12 protein-coding genes are annotated in these 17,251 nt (G+C 39.3%); all 12 read left to right on the forward strand.

What is annotated here, in order from left to right:
• Window positions 1-779 precede the first annotated feature (779 nt).
• The 12 genes from purH (at window position 780) to ACW2QC_RS18795 (ending at window position 16,815) form a co-directional block, all read left to right on the forward strand.
• Window positions 780-2,303, forward strand: coding sequence for a bifunctional phosphoribosylaminoimidazolecarboxamide formyltransferase/IMP cyclohydrolase (gene purH, locus ACW2QC_RS18740; protein ID WP_457545468.1), 1,524 nt, complete (start codon window positions 780-782; stop codon window positions 2,301-2,303).
• Window positions 2,304-2,324: 21 nt separating this feature from the next.
• Window positions 2,325-3,587: a phosphoribosylamine--glycine ligase gene (gene purD / locus ACW2QC_RS18745; RefSeq protein WP_457545469.1), complete on the forward strand. Its 1,263-nt coding sequence runs from the start codon at window positions 2,325-2,327 to the stop codon at window positions 3,585-3,587.
• 225 nt (window positions 3,588-3,812) lie between these two features.
• Complete coding sequence (locus ACW2QC_RS18750; protein WP_457545470.1) at window positions 3,813-5,555, forward strand: adenine deaminase C-terminal domain-containing protein; 1,743 nt, start codon at window positions 3,813-3,815, stop codon at window positions 5,553-5,555.
• Between the two features lie 83 nt (window positions 5,556-5,638).
• Window positions 5,639-6,691 carry a DUF3048 domain-containing protein gene (locus ACW2QC_RS18755; RefSeq protein ID WP_457545471.1) on the forward strand — a complete coding sequence of 351 codons (1,053 nt, stop codon included), beginning with the start codon at window positions 5,639-5,641 and terminating at the stop codon, window positions 6,689-6,691.
• Between the two features lie 19 nt (window positions 6,692-6,710).
• Entirely contained in the window at window positions 6,711-7,016 is a 306-nt protein-coding gene (locus tag ACW2QC_RS18760) for a YerC/YecD family TrpR-related protein (RefSeq protein WP_457545472.1), read from the forward strand.
• Between the two features lie 285 nt (window positions 7,017-7,301).
• The gene (pcrB, locus tag ACW2QC_RS18765; RefSeq protein ID WP_457545478.1) at window positions 7,302-7,976 is read left to right on the forward strand and encodes a heptaprenylglyceryl phosphate synthase; all 675 of its coding nucleotides are present in this window, start codon (window positions 7,302-7,304) and stop codon (window positions 7,974-7,976) included.
• A 25-nt stretch (window positions 7,977-8,001) separates the two neighbouring features.
• Entirely contained in the window at window positions 8,002-10,218 is a 2,217-nt protein-coding gene (gene pcrA, locus ACW2QC_RS18770) for a DNA helicase PcrA (RefSeq protein WP_457545479.1), read from the forward strand.
• 15 nt (window positions 10,219-10,233) lie between these two features.
• Entirely contained in the window at window positions 10,234-12,237 is a 2,004-nt protein-coding gene (gene ligA / locus ACW2QC_RS18775) for an NAD-dependent DNA ligase LigA (RefSeq protein WP_457545473.1), read from the forward strand.
• Window positions 12,238-12,248: 11 nt separating this feature from the next.
• On the forward strand, window positions 12,249-13,478 hold the full coding sequence (locus ACW2QC_RS18780) for a CamS family sex pheromone protein (RefSeq protein WP_457545474.1): 1,230 nt from the start codon (window positions 12,249-12,251) through the stop codon (window positions 13,476-13,478).
• Between the two features lie 126 nt (window positions 13,479-13,604).
• Window positions 13,605-15,158, forward strand: coding sequence for an L-glutamate gamma-semialdehyde dehydrogenase (gene pruA / locus ACW2QC_RS18785; protein WP_457545475.1), 1,554 nt, complete (start codon window positions 13,605-13,607; stop codon window positions 15,156-15,158).
• 234 nt (window positions 15,159-15,392) lie between these two features.
• The gene (locus ACW2QC_RS18790) at window positions 15,393-16,658 is read left to right on the forward strand and encodes a helix-turn-helix domain-containing protein (RefSeq protein ID WP_457545476.1); all 1,266 of its coding nucleotides are present in this window, start codon (window positions 15,393-15,395) and stop codon (window positions 16,656-16,658) included.
• 13 nt (window positions 16,659-16,671) lie between these two features.
• Window positions 16,672-16,815, forward strand: a complete 144-nt coding sequence (locus tag ACW2QC_RS18795; RefSeq protein ID WP_457545477.1) for a hypothetical protein — start codon at window positions 16,672-16,674, stop codon at window positions 16,813-16,815.
• Window positions 16,816-17,251: the final 436 nt, after the last annotated feature.

Here is a 17,251-nt window from a genome sequence, read left to right on the forward strand (position 1 = left end):
TGTGACACTTTCTCACCGTTCTAATAGTTGAGTGCTTGAGTTCCGCTTCGGCAGAATACTTCGCTTTCCGCGGGCACGGCTTCAGTCTCCTCGCGGAAAAACCGCCGCTGCGGGGTCTTCAGACTCGTGCTGTTCCCGCAGGACAAGAAAAGCTTCGGCAGCGTTACATCGCACGCAGAAAATGGATCTTTATTTTCAAGGAGTCTACGTATTCTGACTCCGCTGGTAGTGGTGTGCTTATTATCGAAAGGGAAAGCCATGGAATCTACATTACACGGACTTTTACACAGAAAGCTATTCTAGGCTGCGGAAAAATATGGGACACCCCGAAAATGAAATACACATTTTCTTTGTGCGGTGAAGACTCAAGGATGCCTTCAAGTCCCATGGTAAAAGGAACAGTGAAGACCCCGCAAGACAAGGAAGGCTTCGTCAACGATACATCTTCGTGAGAAAAAGTACTTTTCATTTTGAGGAGTCGACTGCCTTCCGCTTTAATCAACTATATTAAAAATAGATGTTTGAAATTGCAACGCACTAAATGCCAGCGGAGGAAATACACGGAGACTCCTGGGGGAGGAAAGGCATCGGTGAGACCCCGCAGTGCGGTAGCACGAGGAGGCTCAACAGCCGCCCCCGGAAAGCGAAGTGTATTTCCGTAGCGGTGTAAGAGCACCAGTCATTGTCTCGGATAGTATATAACTTTCTATAAACTATCAAATTTAAAAAGTAACAATCCATACGAAAACAGCTTTAGACAAAAAATAGGGAGTGTTTTGATGAAAAAGCGAGCGTTAATCAGTGTATCCAATAAACAAAACATCGAAACTTTTGCAAAAGGTCTCATCGAGCATGGTTATGAAATCATTTCGACTGGAGGAACGTTAAAGGCAATCCAAAATGCTGGTATTGATGCTAAAGCAGTCGAAGAAATAACCGGATTCCCGGAAGTTTTGGATGGCAGGGTAAAGACATTGCATCCATTTATACATGGGGGATTGCTAGCAGACAGAGAAAACGTTCATCATATAGAGCAGCTTAATGAACATGCTATCACTCCGATTGATATGGTTGTGGTCAATTTATATCCATTCAAGCAAACACTTGAGAAAGAAGGCGTTACGGAAGCGGATATCGTAGAAAACATTGACATTGGTGGCCCGACAATGCTACGCGCTGCTGCGAAAAATTTCGCACATGTTACGGTTGTTGTTGACCCAAGTGATTATGATTCCATATTGGAAGATTTACAAAATGCTAGTTTAGATGAGGCAAAACGTAAACAGTTAGCAGCAAAAGTCTTTCGCCATACAGCGAACTATGACGCGATGATTGCGAATTATTTTACGGAAGAGTCTTTCCCTGAGGTACTGACAACTACATATGAAAAAGTTCAAACGTTACGTTATGGAGAAAATCCGCATCAAACGGCAGCATTTTATCGAGATGCTCGTACTGTTGCAGGAAGTCTGGCAACAGCTCAACAGCTACATGGCAAGGAACTATCTTATAACAATATCCAAGACGCAAATGCAGCACTGGAAATTATTGCTGATTATGATGAACCGACAGCTGTTGCGGTTAAACATATGAACCCATGTGGTATTGGCATTGGTGATACGATCGATACAGCTTTTGCCAGAGCTTATGATGCAGATCCGATTTCGATTTTTGGCGGAATTGTTGTCTGCAACCGGGAAATTAATCTAGCAACAGCAGAACAGTTAAGCAATATATTCCTAGAAATTGTGATTGCACCGCATTTTACGGAGGATGCACTTGAACAATTAACGAAAAAGAAAAATATCCGTCTACTAGAACTAGATCTGGCACGCGATCATATAGGTAAACAAAAAATAACGAGTGTCATGGGCGGAATTCTCGTTCAGGATTATGATATTGGGAAGGTTAAGGAGGCGGATTTACAGTTTGCAACAAACCGTAAGCCGACAACAAAAGAATTAGAAAATCTATTATTTGCCTGGAAAGCGGTCAAACATGTGAAATCAAATGCCATTGTTTTAGCAAAGGAAAATCAAACGATCGGTGTTGGTGCAGGGCAGATGAATCGTGTTGGCGCAGCAAGAATAGCGATGGAGCAAGCGGGTGACAAAGTGAAAGGTGCTGTGATGGCTTCTGATGCATTTTTCCCTATGCCGGATACGGTGGAAGCTGCGGCTGAATCTGGTATTACAGCCATTATCCAGCCTGGTGGGTCAAAACGGGATCAGGATTCGATTGATGTGTGTAATGAATATGGGATCGCGATGGTTTTCACTGGCATGCGCCATTTTAAACATTAATACCACTCAGGGGGCGTTTAGATGAATATATTAGTTGTTGGACGTGGTGGTCGTGAGCATAGTATTGTGATGCAACTGGCCAAAGATAAGAAGGTCACAAAGCTTTATGCAGCACCTGGAAATGGTGGGATGGAAGAACAGGCGACATGTGTTGCGATTGATGAAATGGATATTGATTGTTTAGTAGACTTTGCCAAACAGGAAGCGATCGATCTTACTATTGTCGGCCCAGAAAACCCGCTAAATGCTGGAATTGCGAACCGTTTTCAGGAAGAAGGGTTGGCAATATTTGCGCCAACGAAGGAAGCGGCCCTTTTGGAAGGGAGTAAACGATTTGCCAAAGAATTTATGAAAAAGTACGATATTCCAACAGCTGATTATGCGACGTTTTCGGATGCTATTGAAGCTAAAAAATATATTATCGAAAAAGGTGCACCAATCGTGATTAAAGCAGATGGACTTGCGGCGGGAAAAGGCGTTGTTGTAGCGGAAACGGAAGTACAGGCATTGCAAGCGGTTGATGAAATGCTTATTGAACGAACATTTGCCGAAGCAGGTACAACGATTGTCATTGAGAAATGTTTAACTGGTCCAGAGTTTTCGCTCATGGCATTCGTCCATGAAGGCGATGTCTATCCAATGATTCCGGCACGAGACCATAAACGTGCGTTTGATAATGATAAAGGGCCGAACACCGGTGGAATGGGAGCATATGCGCCAGTTTCTGAAATTTCAGGGGATACATTAGTCTATACCTACCGTGAAATTTTACAAAAAACAGCTGCAGGATTAATCAATGAAGGTCGTCCATTTACAGGAATTTTATATGCCGGATTAATGATAACTGCAGAAGGTCCAAAAGTAATTGAGTTTAACACGCGCTTTGGTGATCCGGAAACACAGGTGGTATTACCATTGTTGATGAATAACCTTCTTGACGTTATCGTAGATGTCATGAACGGACGAAATCCTAAGCTTGAGTGGGAAGAGAATTTCTGTGCAGGTGTTGTTGTGGCTTCGAAGGGTTATCCTGCATCTTATAAAAAAGGAATATCGCTACCGCAAATCCAAACACATGGGAATTGTTTTGTGGCACATGCAGGTACAAAGCGATTAGGAAATGAATTTGTATCTGACGGTGGTAGGATACTGTTAGTAGGTTCTAAAAACGACTCTCATGAAGGTGCAATTGAAGCGGTATACCAAACGCTGGTGCCAATTGAAAAAATAGATGAATTTTTTTATCGAACAGATATAGGAAAACAAAACATAAGTACCTTTTAAAAGAGTTTTCGTAACATATTTCCTTGATCAATAATGTAAGATAGTAGTATAGTGAGTAAACGAAACAATAGCTGATTACAATTAATCAGCTATTGTTTCGTTTCGCTTCCGTTTTTGCTTCCAAGCAGTTGTCACAAAAAATTCACTGCATTTCACAAAAACTTTACAGTATGAAAGCGGTTTATATGGTAAAATAGAGGAAATTAAAAATTGGAGAGTTGCTTTATGCTAGAAAACGGTTATTATTGGCGGAATCGCGAGCTGCGCGAACATGTTGCTGTGATTGATGGCAAGGTAACACCAACACTTGTATTGAAAAACAGCACGTATTTAAATACATTCACGAAACAATGGTTGCAAGCAAATATTTGGATTTTAAATGATCGAATTGTATATGTAGGTGAAATGTTACCAGAGAATCAATCCACAACAGAAATCATAGACTGCGAGAATTACTATCTTGTACCAGGTTATATTGAACCACATGCACACCCATTTCAGTTATACAATCCTGAAGAGTTGGCCCTTTATGCAGCTAAATTCGGGACAACAACGTTAATCAATGACAATTTAATGTGGCAATTTTTACTTAACAAAAAGAAAGCGTTTTCTTTGATAGAAGAATTTAATCGAATGCCGGTTTCTATGTATTGGTGGGCGCGTTTTGATTCACAAACGGCATTGCAAGATGAAGAAGCTTATTTTAACAGTGAGGATGTGCTGGATTGGTTATCTCATCCTGCTGTTATTCAAGGGGGAGAGTTAACATCTTGGCCTAATTTACTTGCTGGTGATGATAGGTTGCTATATTGGATGCAAGAATCAAAGAATAAGGGGAAACCGATCGAGGGACATCTTCCAGGTGCATCGGAAGGGACATTAACGAAGATGAAACTACTCGGTGTTACAGCCGATCATGAGTCGATGACAGGAGCTGAAGCAATTAAACGATTGCAACTAGGGTATCAAGTAGGGTTAAGGCATTCTTCGATTAGACCAGACTTGCCTAAGCTATTAGACGAAATACTAGCAGAAAATATTACTACATTTGAAAATATCACAATGACAACAGATGGTGCAACACCTGCTTTTTATGAACAAGGCGTAATAAATATCTGTCTTGAAATAGCAATTAAAAAGGGAGTTCCACTTGAAGAGGCCTATGGTATGGCCACTTATAACGTAGCAAAACATTACGGAATTGCGGAACAGTTAGGAAGTATTGCACCCGGCCGCATTGCCCATATTAATATTTTACAGGAAAAAGATAATCCACATCCTATCAGTGTATTAGCAAAAGGCAAATGGATAAAAAAGGATAATGTAGCACAAACGGTACCATCACATATCGATTGGAATAACTACAACATAGGTTCGCTACAACTTGATTGGGATTTACAAATGAGTGATTTACAATTCTCTGTTCCAATTGGACTTGATATGGTCAATGATGTCATTATTAAACCATATGCAATTGAAACAGATGTTACGCTTGATGTATTGCCTGATCAATATGGTGATGCATTTCTATTATTGATAGACCGTAATGGGGAATGGCGTGTGAACACAACATTGCGCGGCTTTACAGATCGTCTTGGTGCCATTGTCAGCTCATATACTGCGACAGGGGATCTCGTTTGTATCGGAAAAAGTAAACAGGATATGTTAATTGCTTGGCAACGTTTAAAAGAAATTGGTGGGGGGATTGTTCTCGTTCATCAAGGTGAAATTATCTTTGAATTGCCATTACAACTTGGCGGAACCATGTATGATGGTAAAATGGAAGAGTTAATTGAGAAGGAAAAACAATTAAAAACGTTGCTACAAGAGTTTGGCTATCGCTTTGGCGACCCTGTTTATTCCATATTATTTCTTTCCTCAACCCATTTGCCATATATACGGATCACACAGAAAGGGATAATTGATGTAAAAAAACGGGGGGTACTCTTTCCTGCGATAATGCGTTAACGTATAATAGAACATGTTCAGAAAGTCATCAAAGAAAGGAAGCTGATCAAAAAGAACTTTTTAATAAAGGTGTGTTTTGGATAATGAAAAAAAGGCTTTTATGTACGATTCTAGTAATCTTTGCACTGCTTGTAGGCTGTTCCGATGATAAGGAGAAAACAGAAGACAATGAGTCAAAGGAAAATGCTGTGGAAGAAAAAACAGATCGGCCTGAAAAAATGGAGCACGTTTATCCTTTGACAGGTATTGGAACAAATGAAAATGCGAATGATCGAATTGTTGGTGTGATGATTAATAACCATACAAATGCACGCCCGCAAACTGGTTTGTCCAAAGCAGATATGGTCTTTGAGATTTTAGCAGAAGGAAGAATTACGCGCTTCCTAGCATTGTATCAAAGTGAAAAGCCAGATGTTGTCGGGCCAGTACGTAGTGCGCGGGAGTATTATTTTGAATTAGCGGATGCCTACAATGCGTTGTATGTCTATCATGGTGCAGCTACCTTCGTCAATGAAATGATTGATAAACGCGGGATTGAGTATTTAGATGGCTTTCATCATGATAATGACGGAAAGCTGTTTAAGCGGGAATCTTTCCGTGAAGCACCACACAATTCCTATTTGCTTTTCGATGCAGTTTATGATGCAGCCGAGGAAAAGGGATACGATATAACTGCAGCATATGAGCCGTTACTATTTTTAACAAAAAATGAAATTAAGGATCTCGCCGGTGAATCTGCACAGCATATTGAAATCGATTATTCGAAAAACAATATAATGGAAATTGTTGAATTTGATTATGATAAAAAGAGTGAAAAATACACACGATTCAATGATCGGGAAAAAACAGTCGAATTAAATACAGATGAGCCCATACAGGTTGATAATGTATTTGTCGTTCAAACCCATCATGAGGTTATCGATGATGCTGGTCGCCGTGCTGTTGATATGGAATCTGGTGGAGATGCGCTTTTACTACAAAGAGGAAAAGTTCAACAGGTTCAGTGGGAAAACAAAGACGGTAGAATTATTCCTGTGAAGAATGGTAAACCAGTTGGCTTTGTACCAGGAAAGACGTGGATAAATGTTGTCCCAGATAGTCCAGGTATTGATAGTTCCGTAACTGTGTCAAATTAGAAGAAAGCAGGTGTATACCGTGCAAATTGATAAATTACGTGGAAAGCAATTAGACCAATTATTTGATGCTATCCTTTCACTAAATTCCAGGGAAGAATGTTATCGTTTTTTTGACGATATCGCAACAATGTCTGAAATTCATTCCATTGCTCAGCGCCTGCAAGTGGCGAAAATGCTAATCGAAGGTCATACTTATAATGTGATTGAAAAAGAAACAAATGCTTCAACCGCAACGATTTCGCGTGTGCGAAGGTGCATTAATTTTGGTAATGACGGGTATCAGATGGTGCTTGAGCGAATTTTGGATGACGATGATGATAAATAGGAATGTCGCTGCTATAGGTAGCGGCATTTTTTCCAATCGAAATGTATTAACAGCCTATACGAAAAGGCCATCACAAAAGATAAACAGAAACTCACAATCTAGGCGGTGTGTGGTTACTACAAATCCACGGGCCCATCCACATATTTTACCTTCCATGTATTGCCTGCATACCAATTCCACCAAGAAACAAAAAACATTTCCCTTTATCCTAAATTTCATGCTTGATTTTTGCTATAATAAACTAATGGATTATGATAATGGAGGATTAGACCTTTGTATAAAGAAATGAATGAATGGAAGCACCTATTTAAGCTGGATCCAGCTAAAGAGATTTCTGATGATCAGTTGGATAAATTATGTGAATCCGGAACAGATGCGATCATTGTTGGGGGTACCGACCATGTCACATTGGATGGCGTGTTAGATCTATTGTCTCGAATACGTCGGCACACTGTTCCATGTATATTGGAAATATCGACATTGGACGCATTAACACCTGGGTTTGATTATTATTATATTCCCATGGTGATGAATTCAACGGAGAAAAAATGGATGATGGATATACAACATCAAGCCATTAAACAGTATAAAGAGATTATGAATTGGGACGAAATTTTTGTTGAAGGGTATTGTATTTTAAATGAACAAGCAAAGGCCTTCACCAAAACAAAGTGTGAACTGCCTGATACGGATGACGTGATTGCATATGCCTACATGGCTGAGCATGTGTTTCATTTGCCGATTTTTTATTTGGAATACAGTGGGACATATGGCTATCCAGAGCTTGTGAGACAAGTGAAAAGTCAACTGAATGACACATTGCTTTTCTACGGTGGCGGAATTGAAAATAGCCTGCAAGCAGCTGAAATGAAGGAACATGCGGATGTCATTATTGTTGGCAACAGTATTTATACAAATTTTAAACAAGCTCTAAAGACAGTTAAAGCTGTAAACGATTAAAGGGGTGTTAGTTGTGAGTCAAACAATGGATGACTTACTCAAAGGACTGAATAAAGAACAGCAAATAGCTGTTAAGCATACAGATGGACCGTTATTAATTATGGCAGGTGCAGGTAGTGGTAAAACACGGGTGCTAACGCATCGCATCGCCTATTTACTAAGTGAAAAAGACGTTGCACCGCGAAATGTTTTGGCGATTACATTTACGAATAAAGCGGCACGAGAAATGAAAGACCGTGTGAAACGATTAGTTGGCATGGATAGTGAGCAAATTTGGGTGTCAACGTTTCACTCGATGTGTGTACGAATCCTGCGTCGCGACATTGACCGAATTGGATACAATCGTAATTTTACAATTTTAGACAGTAGTGATCAGCTATCCGTCATTAAACAAATCTTAAAGAATCTTAATATTGACCCGAAGAAGTTCGAACCACGGGCAATGCTGGGACAAATTAGTTCGGCAAAAAATGAATTGATCACACCGGAAGCCTTTAATGCAAAGGTTGGTAACTTCTATGAACGGCAAGTAGGACAAGTATATGCCGCTTATCAAAAAATACTGCAAAAAAACCAATCCTTAGATTTTGATGATTTAATCATGCAAACCATACATTTATTTAAACGTGTTCCGGAAGTGTTGGAATATTACCAGCGCCGTTTTCAATATATTCATGTGGACGAGTATCAGGATACGAACCACGCACAATACTATTTAGTAAAACAACTGGCGAATCGTTTTCAGAATCTCTGTGTTGTCGGTGATTCCGATCAATCAATTTACCGTTGGCGTGGGGCAGATATCCAAAATATTTTATCCTTTGAGAAGGATTACCCTACAGCACGAACAGTATTCTTAGAACAAAATTATCGCTCAACGAAAGCAATATTGGAAGCGGCAAATAAAGTGATTCAAAATAACCCTGGACGTAAGCCGAAAACTCTTTGGACGGAGAACGATGACGGGGAACATATCAATTATTTCCAAGGGGCAACCGAGCAAGAAGAGGCATTATTCGTTACAGATAAAATTCAAGAGCTAATACGAGAAAGTGGCTTTTCGCCTAATGAGATTGCTATTTTATACCGGACAAATGCTCAATCCCGTGCCATTGAAGCAACTTTGATGAAGTCGAACATTTCCTATCAAATGGTTGGTGGGCAAAAGTTCTATGAGCGTAAGGAAATTAAAGATTTAACATCATATTTACGCTTAATTACCAACCCGGATGATGATATTAGCTTTGAACGAGTTGTAAACGTACCGAAGCGAGGAGTTGGGAAAACATCGATTGATCGCTTGCGAGACTACGCAACAAAACATGACCTATCATTTTATGAAGCTGTGAAGGAAGTTGATTTTACTGGCGTTTCCAAAAAGGCTGCCAATGCATTGGATGAATTTGCGACACTCATTCGCACGTTAACACAGCAACAGGAATTTTTAACGGCTACAGATATGGTTGAAGCAGTGCTTGAACGAACAGGCTATGAAAAAATGCTGAAAACTGAAAACACACTTGAATCGCAAAGTCGCCTGGAAAACTTAGAAGAGTTTATGACTGTTACCCAGGACTTTGAAAAGGCAAGTGAGGATAAAACACTCGTTGCCTTCCTAACTGATTTAGCGTTGATTGCTGATATTGACAAGGTTGATGAGGAAGATCCAAATAATGAAGAAAAAATTACGCTGATGACATTACATGCGGCAAAGGGGTTAGAATTTCCTGTTGTTTTTTTGATTGGAATGGAAGAAAACGTATTTCCACATAGCCGTTCGATGTTTGATAATGATGAAATGGAAGAAGAGCGCCGTCTTGCTTACGTAGGAATAACCCGGGCAGAGAAGGAACTTTATTTGACCCATGCCAAAATGCGTACGCTATATGGTCGCACCAATATGAACCCAATCAGCCGGTTTATTAATGAAATTCCGGAAGATCTGATTGATGGGATTGAACAAGCACGTCAATCTATGTTCGGTGGATCAATTGCCCAAAAGAATACTGGAAACGCTCCTATTGCTCCTTTGAAACGAAAAGCAGAGCGACAACAGCAGACTACAGGTGCGGAAGGTAAAACATGGATGCCTGGTGATAAAGCAAACCATAAAAAGTGGGGTGTTGGAACCGTCGTTAAAGTGCAAGGAGAAGGAGATGCGATGGAACTTGATATTGCTTTTCCAGCACCAACCGGAATCAAACGACTATTAGCAAAATTTGCACCAATAACGAAACAATAGGGAGTTGCTTGATGAATGGATAAACAACAAGCACAAGAAAAGATAGATGCATTAAAAGAATTGTTACATCAATATGGCTATGAGTATTATGTTCTGGATAAACCGAGTGTGCCTGATTCGGAATATGATCAAAAGTTACGTGAACTGCAGGAACTAGAAGCGGCTTATCCAGAGCTTGTTACGGCTGATTCACCGACCCAGCGTGTTGGTGCCGAACCACTGGAGGCCTTTCAAAAAGTGCAGCACAATATCCCAATGCTGAGCCTGGGAAATGCGTTCAATGCGGATGAATTACGTGACTTTGCCAGACGAGCATCAGAAGGTACAGACAAACCAATTTCGTTCGTTTGTGAATTAAAAATTGATGGGTTAGCCATTTCGCTATTGTATGAAGAAGGAAAATTTGTTCGTGGAGCAACACGCGGTGATGGAACAACTGGGGAAGATATTACAAGCAATCTAAGGACAATTCGCAGTATCCCGTTAATAATTAAAGATAAAGATACAATTGAGGTCCGTGGGGAGGCGTTTATGCCACATAAATCCTTCCTTGCTTTAAATGAAAAACGTGACGAAAATGGAGAAGAGCCATTTGCTAATCCGCGGAATGCAGCGGCAGGGTCATTACGACAGCTTGATCCCAAAATTGCCGCAAAACGTAATTTGGATATATTTTTATATGGTGTTGGCGAATGGGAAACAGGAACAATCCAATCCCATAGTGAACGGCTTGCATATTTGAAAGAGTTGGGGTTCAAAACGAATCCGGAATGGCGCAAATGCCAAACGATTGATGAGGTAATTGACTATGTCGAGTACTGGACTGCAGAACGACCTAATTTGAATTATGAAATCGATGGTATTGTCGTCAAAGTGGACAATTTAGATCAGCAAGAAGAGCTAGGATATACAGCAAAAAGTCCCCGCTGGGCAATTGCGTATAAATTTCCTGCTGAAGAAGTAATCACAACGTTAACAGATATTGAACTAAGTGTTGGCCGGACAGGAGTTATTACACCAACAGCAATACTTGATGCTGTTAAAGTTGCGGGTACAACCGTAAAGCGGGCTTCTTTGCATAATGAGGATTTAATTCGTGCCAAGGATATTCGCATTGGTGACACGGTTGTGATTAAGAAAGCTGGAGATATCATTCCGGAAGTTGTTCGGGTTGTTGAGGAAAAACGCACAGGCAAAGAAGAAGAATTTCATATGCCAACAACATGTCCAGCATGTGGAAGCGAATTGGTCCGTTTGGAAGAAGAAGTGGCATTGCGCTGTATCAACCCTAATTGCCCTGCACAGTTAAAAGAAGGGCTTATCCATTTTGTTTCACGCAATGCGATGAATATTGATGGATTAGGTGAAAAAGTAATTATTCAACTTTTCCAAGAAAAATTAATTCAAACAATCGCCGACATTTATCGATTGAATCGAGAAGACTTGCTGAAATTGGAACGGATGGGCGAAAAATCGGTTGATAATTTGTTACATGCGATTGAGGTATCTAAAGAGAACTCGATTGAACGGTTATTATTCGGCCTTGGGATCCGCTTTGTCGGTGCAAAGGCTGCAAAAACACTTGCGCAACAATTTGAAACAATCGATAACTTACAGCGAGCATCCTATGATGAACTAATTGCAGTTGATGAGATCGGAGAAAAAATGGCGGATTCGATTGCCCATTATTTTTCGGAGCAAGAAGTATCAGACCTACTTCAAGAATTAAGAGAACTAGGTGTGAACATGGAATATACCGGTGTAAAACGGTCAGATCAAACGGGAGAGACCATTTTTTCTGGAAAAACTGTTGTACTGACAGGGAAGATGGAACATTATACGCGGCAAGAAGCAAAAGAAAAGATAGAGGATATGGGCGGTTCTGTAACTGGAAGTGTCAGTAAAAAGACAGATATTGTCATTGCTGGTGAAGATGCTGGATCTAAATTTGAAAAAGCACAGAAACTAGGTGTGACGATATGGGATGAACAACAGCTAAGAGAAGCCTTAAATGATTAGGAGTGGGAGTCATGAAGAAATTATGTGCAATTCTCCTATGCACGCTCCTGTTACTTGCGAGCTGTGCACCAAAAATGAACGAGGATGAAGTGGTCCAGAAGAAGGACGAAACAACCAACAAGGAGCCGTCGATTGTTCCTAGCTATCAACTTTCTGAAGAGACATACAAGATGGTCCTACCATATAAAGTAAGTAAAGCTAGAGGGGTTATTGTCAAACAGATGGGAAATCGTTTAGACATTGATGAAATGGAGGAAGGTTTACGACGCCATTCAAAAGCAGTTTACGACCCGGAAAAGTATTATTTTCAGGAAGGCCAATACTTGGACGAGGATACGGTATATAGTTGGCTAGAAAGGAAGTATACGAAGGAACAGTTAGCCGAAAAAGTTGAGGCTAAAGTAAACGATCTTAAAGCGAGAGGCAGAAACATTGATAAAAAAGCAATAGAAAAAGAATTGCAGCAAGGACTGAATCCTAAACTGGCAGATGAAGATGAATACGATGAAAAAGCGAATAAGGCTAATCCAACCTATTTATCTCATATTTTAGAGCAGGACTTTCTCAAGAAAAATGAGGATAACAGCGCTGAATTAGTCGGGATTTCAATTGGACTTGCGTTAAAATCAGTCTACCGTTTCCAAAAAGAAGAGTATGGACCATATTTTCACAAAGAAATCTCTAAAGAAGAGATGCTTAAACAAGGGAAAAAAATGGCGCAAACGATTCTGGAACGGATACGGAAAATGGATAAATTAAAAAATGTGCCTGTTATGATTGCACTGTATCGCGAGGAGGATCAAGGGTCTCCTGTACCAGGTAATTATGTAGCAAAAACGGCTGTAAGTGGTGATGAATCAACAATTGATGATTGGGAAAGCATCAAAGAAGATAATGTTTTGTTTCCAGATGAGGATTCAGAAGAAAAGTACTTTGATGATAACAAGCTTGTTGAAGATTTTGGCAAAGAAATCCAAAAGTTTTTCCCGAATTATGTTGGTGTCATCGGTGAGGGATTTTATATAAATGAAGAACTAAAAAAACTTACCCTCGAGATACCAATTGAGTTTTATGGTAAAGGGGAAGTAATTGGCTTTACCCAGTATACGTACGGATTGATTAAAGAGATGTTTCCCGATTATTATGACCTGGAAGTCAAGGTCATGACAAACAATAATGTGGAAAGTATTATTCACCGCAATGCTGGTGAAAGTGATCCAACTGTTCGCATTTTTAATTAATTAGTTTAAAATTATTGAACTGTTTTTTCAATTCGGTTAGAATATGGATGGATACGCTCCATCCATATTTTTTATGAAAACGCAATCATTGGAGTAATATTGGATATTTATTGGGAGGTTTTTTATATGGCAGTAGTACCGTACAAGCATGAACCTTTTACAGATTTCACCGTAGAAGAAAACAAGAAATTAATGCAGGAAGCAATTAAACAGGTCGAAGCTGATCTTGGTGGGGAATATCCACTTATTATTGGTGGTGAACGTATTACAACAGAGGATAAGATTGTCTCTGTTAATCCGGCGAATAAAGAAGAAGTTATTGGGTATGTATCCAAGGCAAATAAAGAATTAGCTGAAAAAGCAATGAAAGTAGCCGATGAAACATTTGAAACATGGAGAAAATCGAAACCAGAAGTTCGGGCAGACATTTTATTCCGTGCAGCAGCAATTGTTCGTCGTCGTAAGTTGGAATTCACTGCACACTTAATTAAAGAAGGTGGAAAACCATGGAAGGAAGCCGATGCCGATGTTGCAGAGGGAATTGACTTCTTGGAATACTATGGTCGCCAAATGCTGAAAATTAAAGATGGTGCTGAAGTAAACAGCCGTCCAATTGAGCACAATCAATTCAACTATATTCCATTAGGTGTTGGTGTTGTTATTTCACCATGGAATTTCCTGTTTGCAATTATGACAGGTACAACGGTTGCAGCAATGGTTACTGGTAACACAGTATTGTTGAAACCAGCAAGTACAACACCTGTTATCGCATATAAATTGATGGAAGTGTTAGAAGAAGCAGGTATGCCAGCAGGGGTTATCAACTATATTCCTGGTCCAGGAAGTGAGGTTGGGGATTATCTAGTTGATCATCCACGTACACGATTTGTAAGTTTCACTGGTTCACGTGATGTTGGTACACGAATTTTCGAACGCGCTGCAGTTGTACATGAAGGACAAAAATGGTTGAAACGTACAATCATTGAAATGGGCGGAAAAGATACGATCGTAGTTGACAAGGAAGCAGACTTAGAACTTGCAGCAGAGTCGATTGTTCAATCTGCATTCGGTTTCTCCGGTCAAAAATGTTCGGCATGTTCACGTGCAGTTATTCATGAAGATGTTTACGATCAAGTGAAAGACCGAGTTGCAGCATTAACAAAAGAACTAACAGTCGGTAACACTTCTGATCCATCAAACATCTTTATGGGACCTGTTATCGACCAAGGCGCATATGATAAGATTATGAGCTACGTTGAAATCGGTAAGAAAGAAGGAGAACTTCTAGTCGGCGGAACTGGTGATGATAGTAAAGGTTGGTTCGTTAATCCAACTGTATTTGCTGATCTTGATCCAGAAGCACGTATCATGCAAGAAGAAATCTTTGGACCTGTTGTTGGATTAACAAAAGCAAAAGATTTCGATCATGCGATTGAAATTGCTAACAACACAGATTATGGTCTAACTGGTGCAGTTATTACAAATAATCGCTCCCACTTGGAACAGGCTCGTGAAGACTTCCATGTTGGAAATCTTTACTTTAACCGTGGTTGTACAGCAGCAATTGTTGGCTATCAACCATTTGGTGGCTTCAACATGTCCGGAACAGATTCCAAAGCAGGTGGACCAGATTACCTAATCCAACACATGCAAGGAAAAACAACATCCGAAATGTTATAAGCAATTAGACACAATCTAGCAAAGAGACCTTTTTCTAGTAAATTTATGTAGAAAAAGGTCTCTTTTTGCCAAACTTTCCTGATTTGAGGAAAGTATGCAAGTTTTTAGGTGGATAATCCACTATTTTACCCCTCAACTTTCCCAATATGAATTTTTGGAATTTATGTTATTATAGAAATATAGAAATTTTAGCAAACTCATTTTCAAATTTCAGCTAGGGAGGTGGGTAAATAGATGGAAATAGGACCTTATATTAAATTACATCGCGTTAAACAGGAAATGACCCAAGCGGACCTGGCTGAAGGAATTGTATCGTTTGCCTATTTATCAAAGATTGAGAATGGCAAAACAGAGGCAAGCCCTGAAGTAATCAGCCTATTGTGCACCCGCCTTGGCATCCAGCTGGACAATGAAAAGGACATTACCATTAAGAATAAATGTCAAGAGTGGTATAGCCAATTATTTGAGGTCAATGATAAAGAGGAAATTGTTAGGGGATACAAAGAGCTTGAGGAACTAATGGAAACGACCCATTCGGAAAGTATGGTATTGTACGAGATACATAAAATTAGATACTTCCTGGTTCTGGGTAAATATGAAGACGCATTAGAGCAAATTAATAATCTCGCTGAAATTTCTAGCACCTTTGATAGCTTACATCAGTTTTATTGGTATAAGTTTAAGGGGAATTATAACTCTCTTACAGGTGAATTTAACCAAGCTATGCGGATGTATGAACTGGCTGAAGAAAAGATTAACCAACTTGATCTCGCTGAAGAAGAAATTGCCGATTTGCACTATACTATTTCCGTGACACATAGTAAATTACGTAATACTTTAGAAGCGATTGAGTACGCAGATAAAGCTCTTAATACGTTTCGTGTCCAGTATAACTTTATGAGATGTGCTCAGTGTCATATTATGCTTGGAATCTCTTATCGTAGAATAAAAATGTATGATAAGGCAATCAAAAATCATAATCTCGCTAAGCACCTTGGCAAATTGAATAAGGATAACCAAATTATACAATTAACAAATCAGAACTTAGGTTATTTACATTCAACAAAAGGTGATACTGAAGAAGCAATACATTACTTTTCAGAAGTAATTGATGACGAGGAAGTTAATTTAAATGAAAGACTTGCGGCAGTTACTTCATTAATTAAAGAGTATTATGGTATTGAAGAATTTGATAAAACGAAGAAAATGATTGAAAAAGGGTTTCATTTATTAGAAGCAAGTGATGATAATAGTTCATATAAGCTCTATCATTATATTATTAACAGCTATCATTACGCAATTGAGGAAGAAAAGGAAAAGTTTGAATCACTCGTTATTGACGAGTTTATTCCATATTTAAAAAGGCATAAAGATTATGCGAATTTAGTTGTTTATGCAAATATGCTTGGTGGACATTTTGAAAAGTTGTGTAAGTATAAGGATTCAGCCAAGTATTATAAATTTGCAAATGAAACATATGAGGAATTAATAAACCTTTAAAGGAGGGGAGAATATGAAAAAGTTATTTACAACTTTGAGTCTAGGAGCTCTTCTAGTTGCTGGATTTCTTTTTTCGCAAGACAACCAGCCAATAGATACTGCAATGGATGTGGAACCTAGCATTCTTTCAATCAGCAATACTGGCTCTTTCTTTTAATCTATTCTTTAGGAATTAGCCAGTCAACTTTTTTTACCCTATTACTATATGATTTGCCTGAAATAGTGTGGAAAGCTGTTTCAGGCCTTTTTTTGTTTATGTTTAAATTAAGTAGTACCAAAGTTTCATAAAAATAAATAAATGTTGTAAAAAGTAACATGATGTGCAATTATCTGATATATGCTATTATTAAAGTACTATTATGATTATTTTGAAGGATAGGAAGGTACAAAAGTTTGGCTCTGATTTATTCATGGGCATGATGAGCCACGGCCAGCTCCAGCGCCCAGCGACTAGCGAGACTTCCTTCACCTTGGTACGATAAGTCAACATCGATTCGCATTCGCTCACCGTGTTTCCTATATCTCCTACGGCTCAGTCCAGTCCGTACGTCGCTAAACGGGCACTTGCGCTTTTTGTTTTTAAAAAATTATTC

The organism is Virgibacillus sp. FSP13 (genome assembly GCF_054048505.1).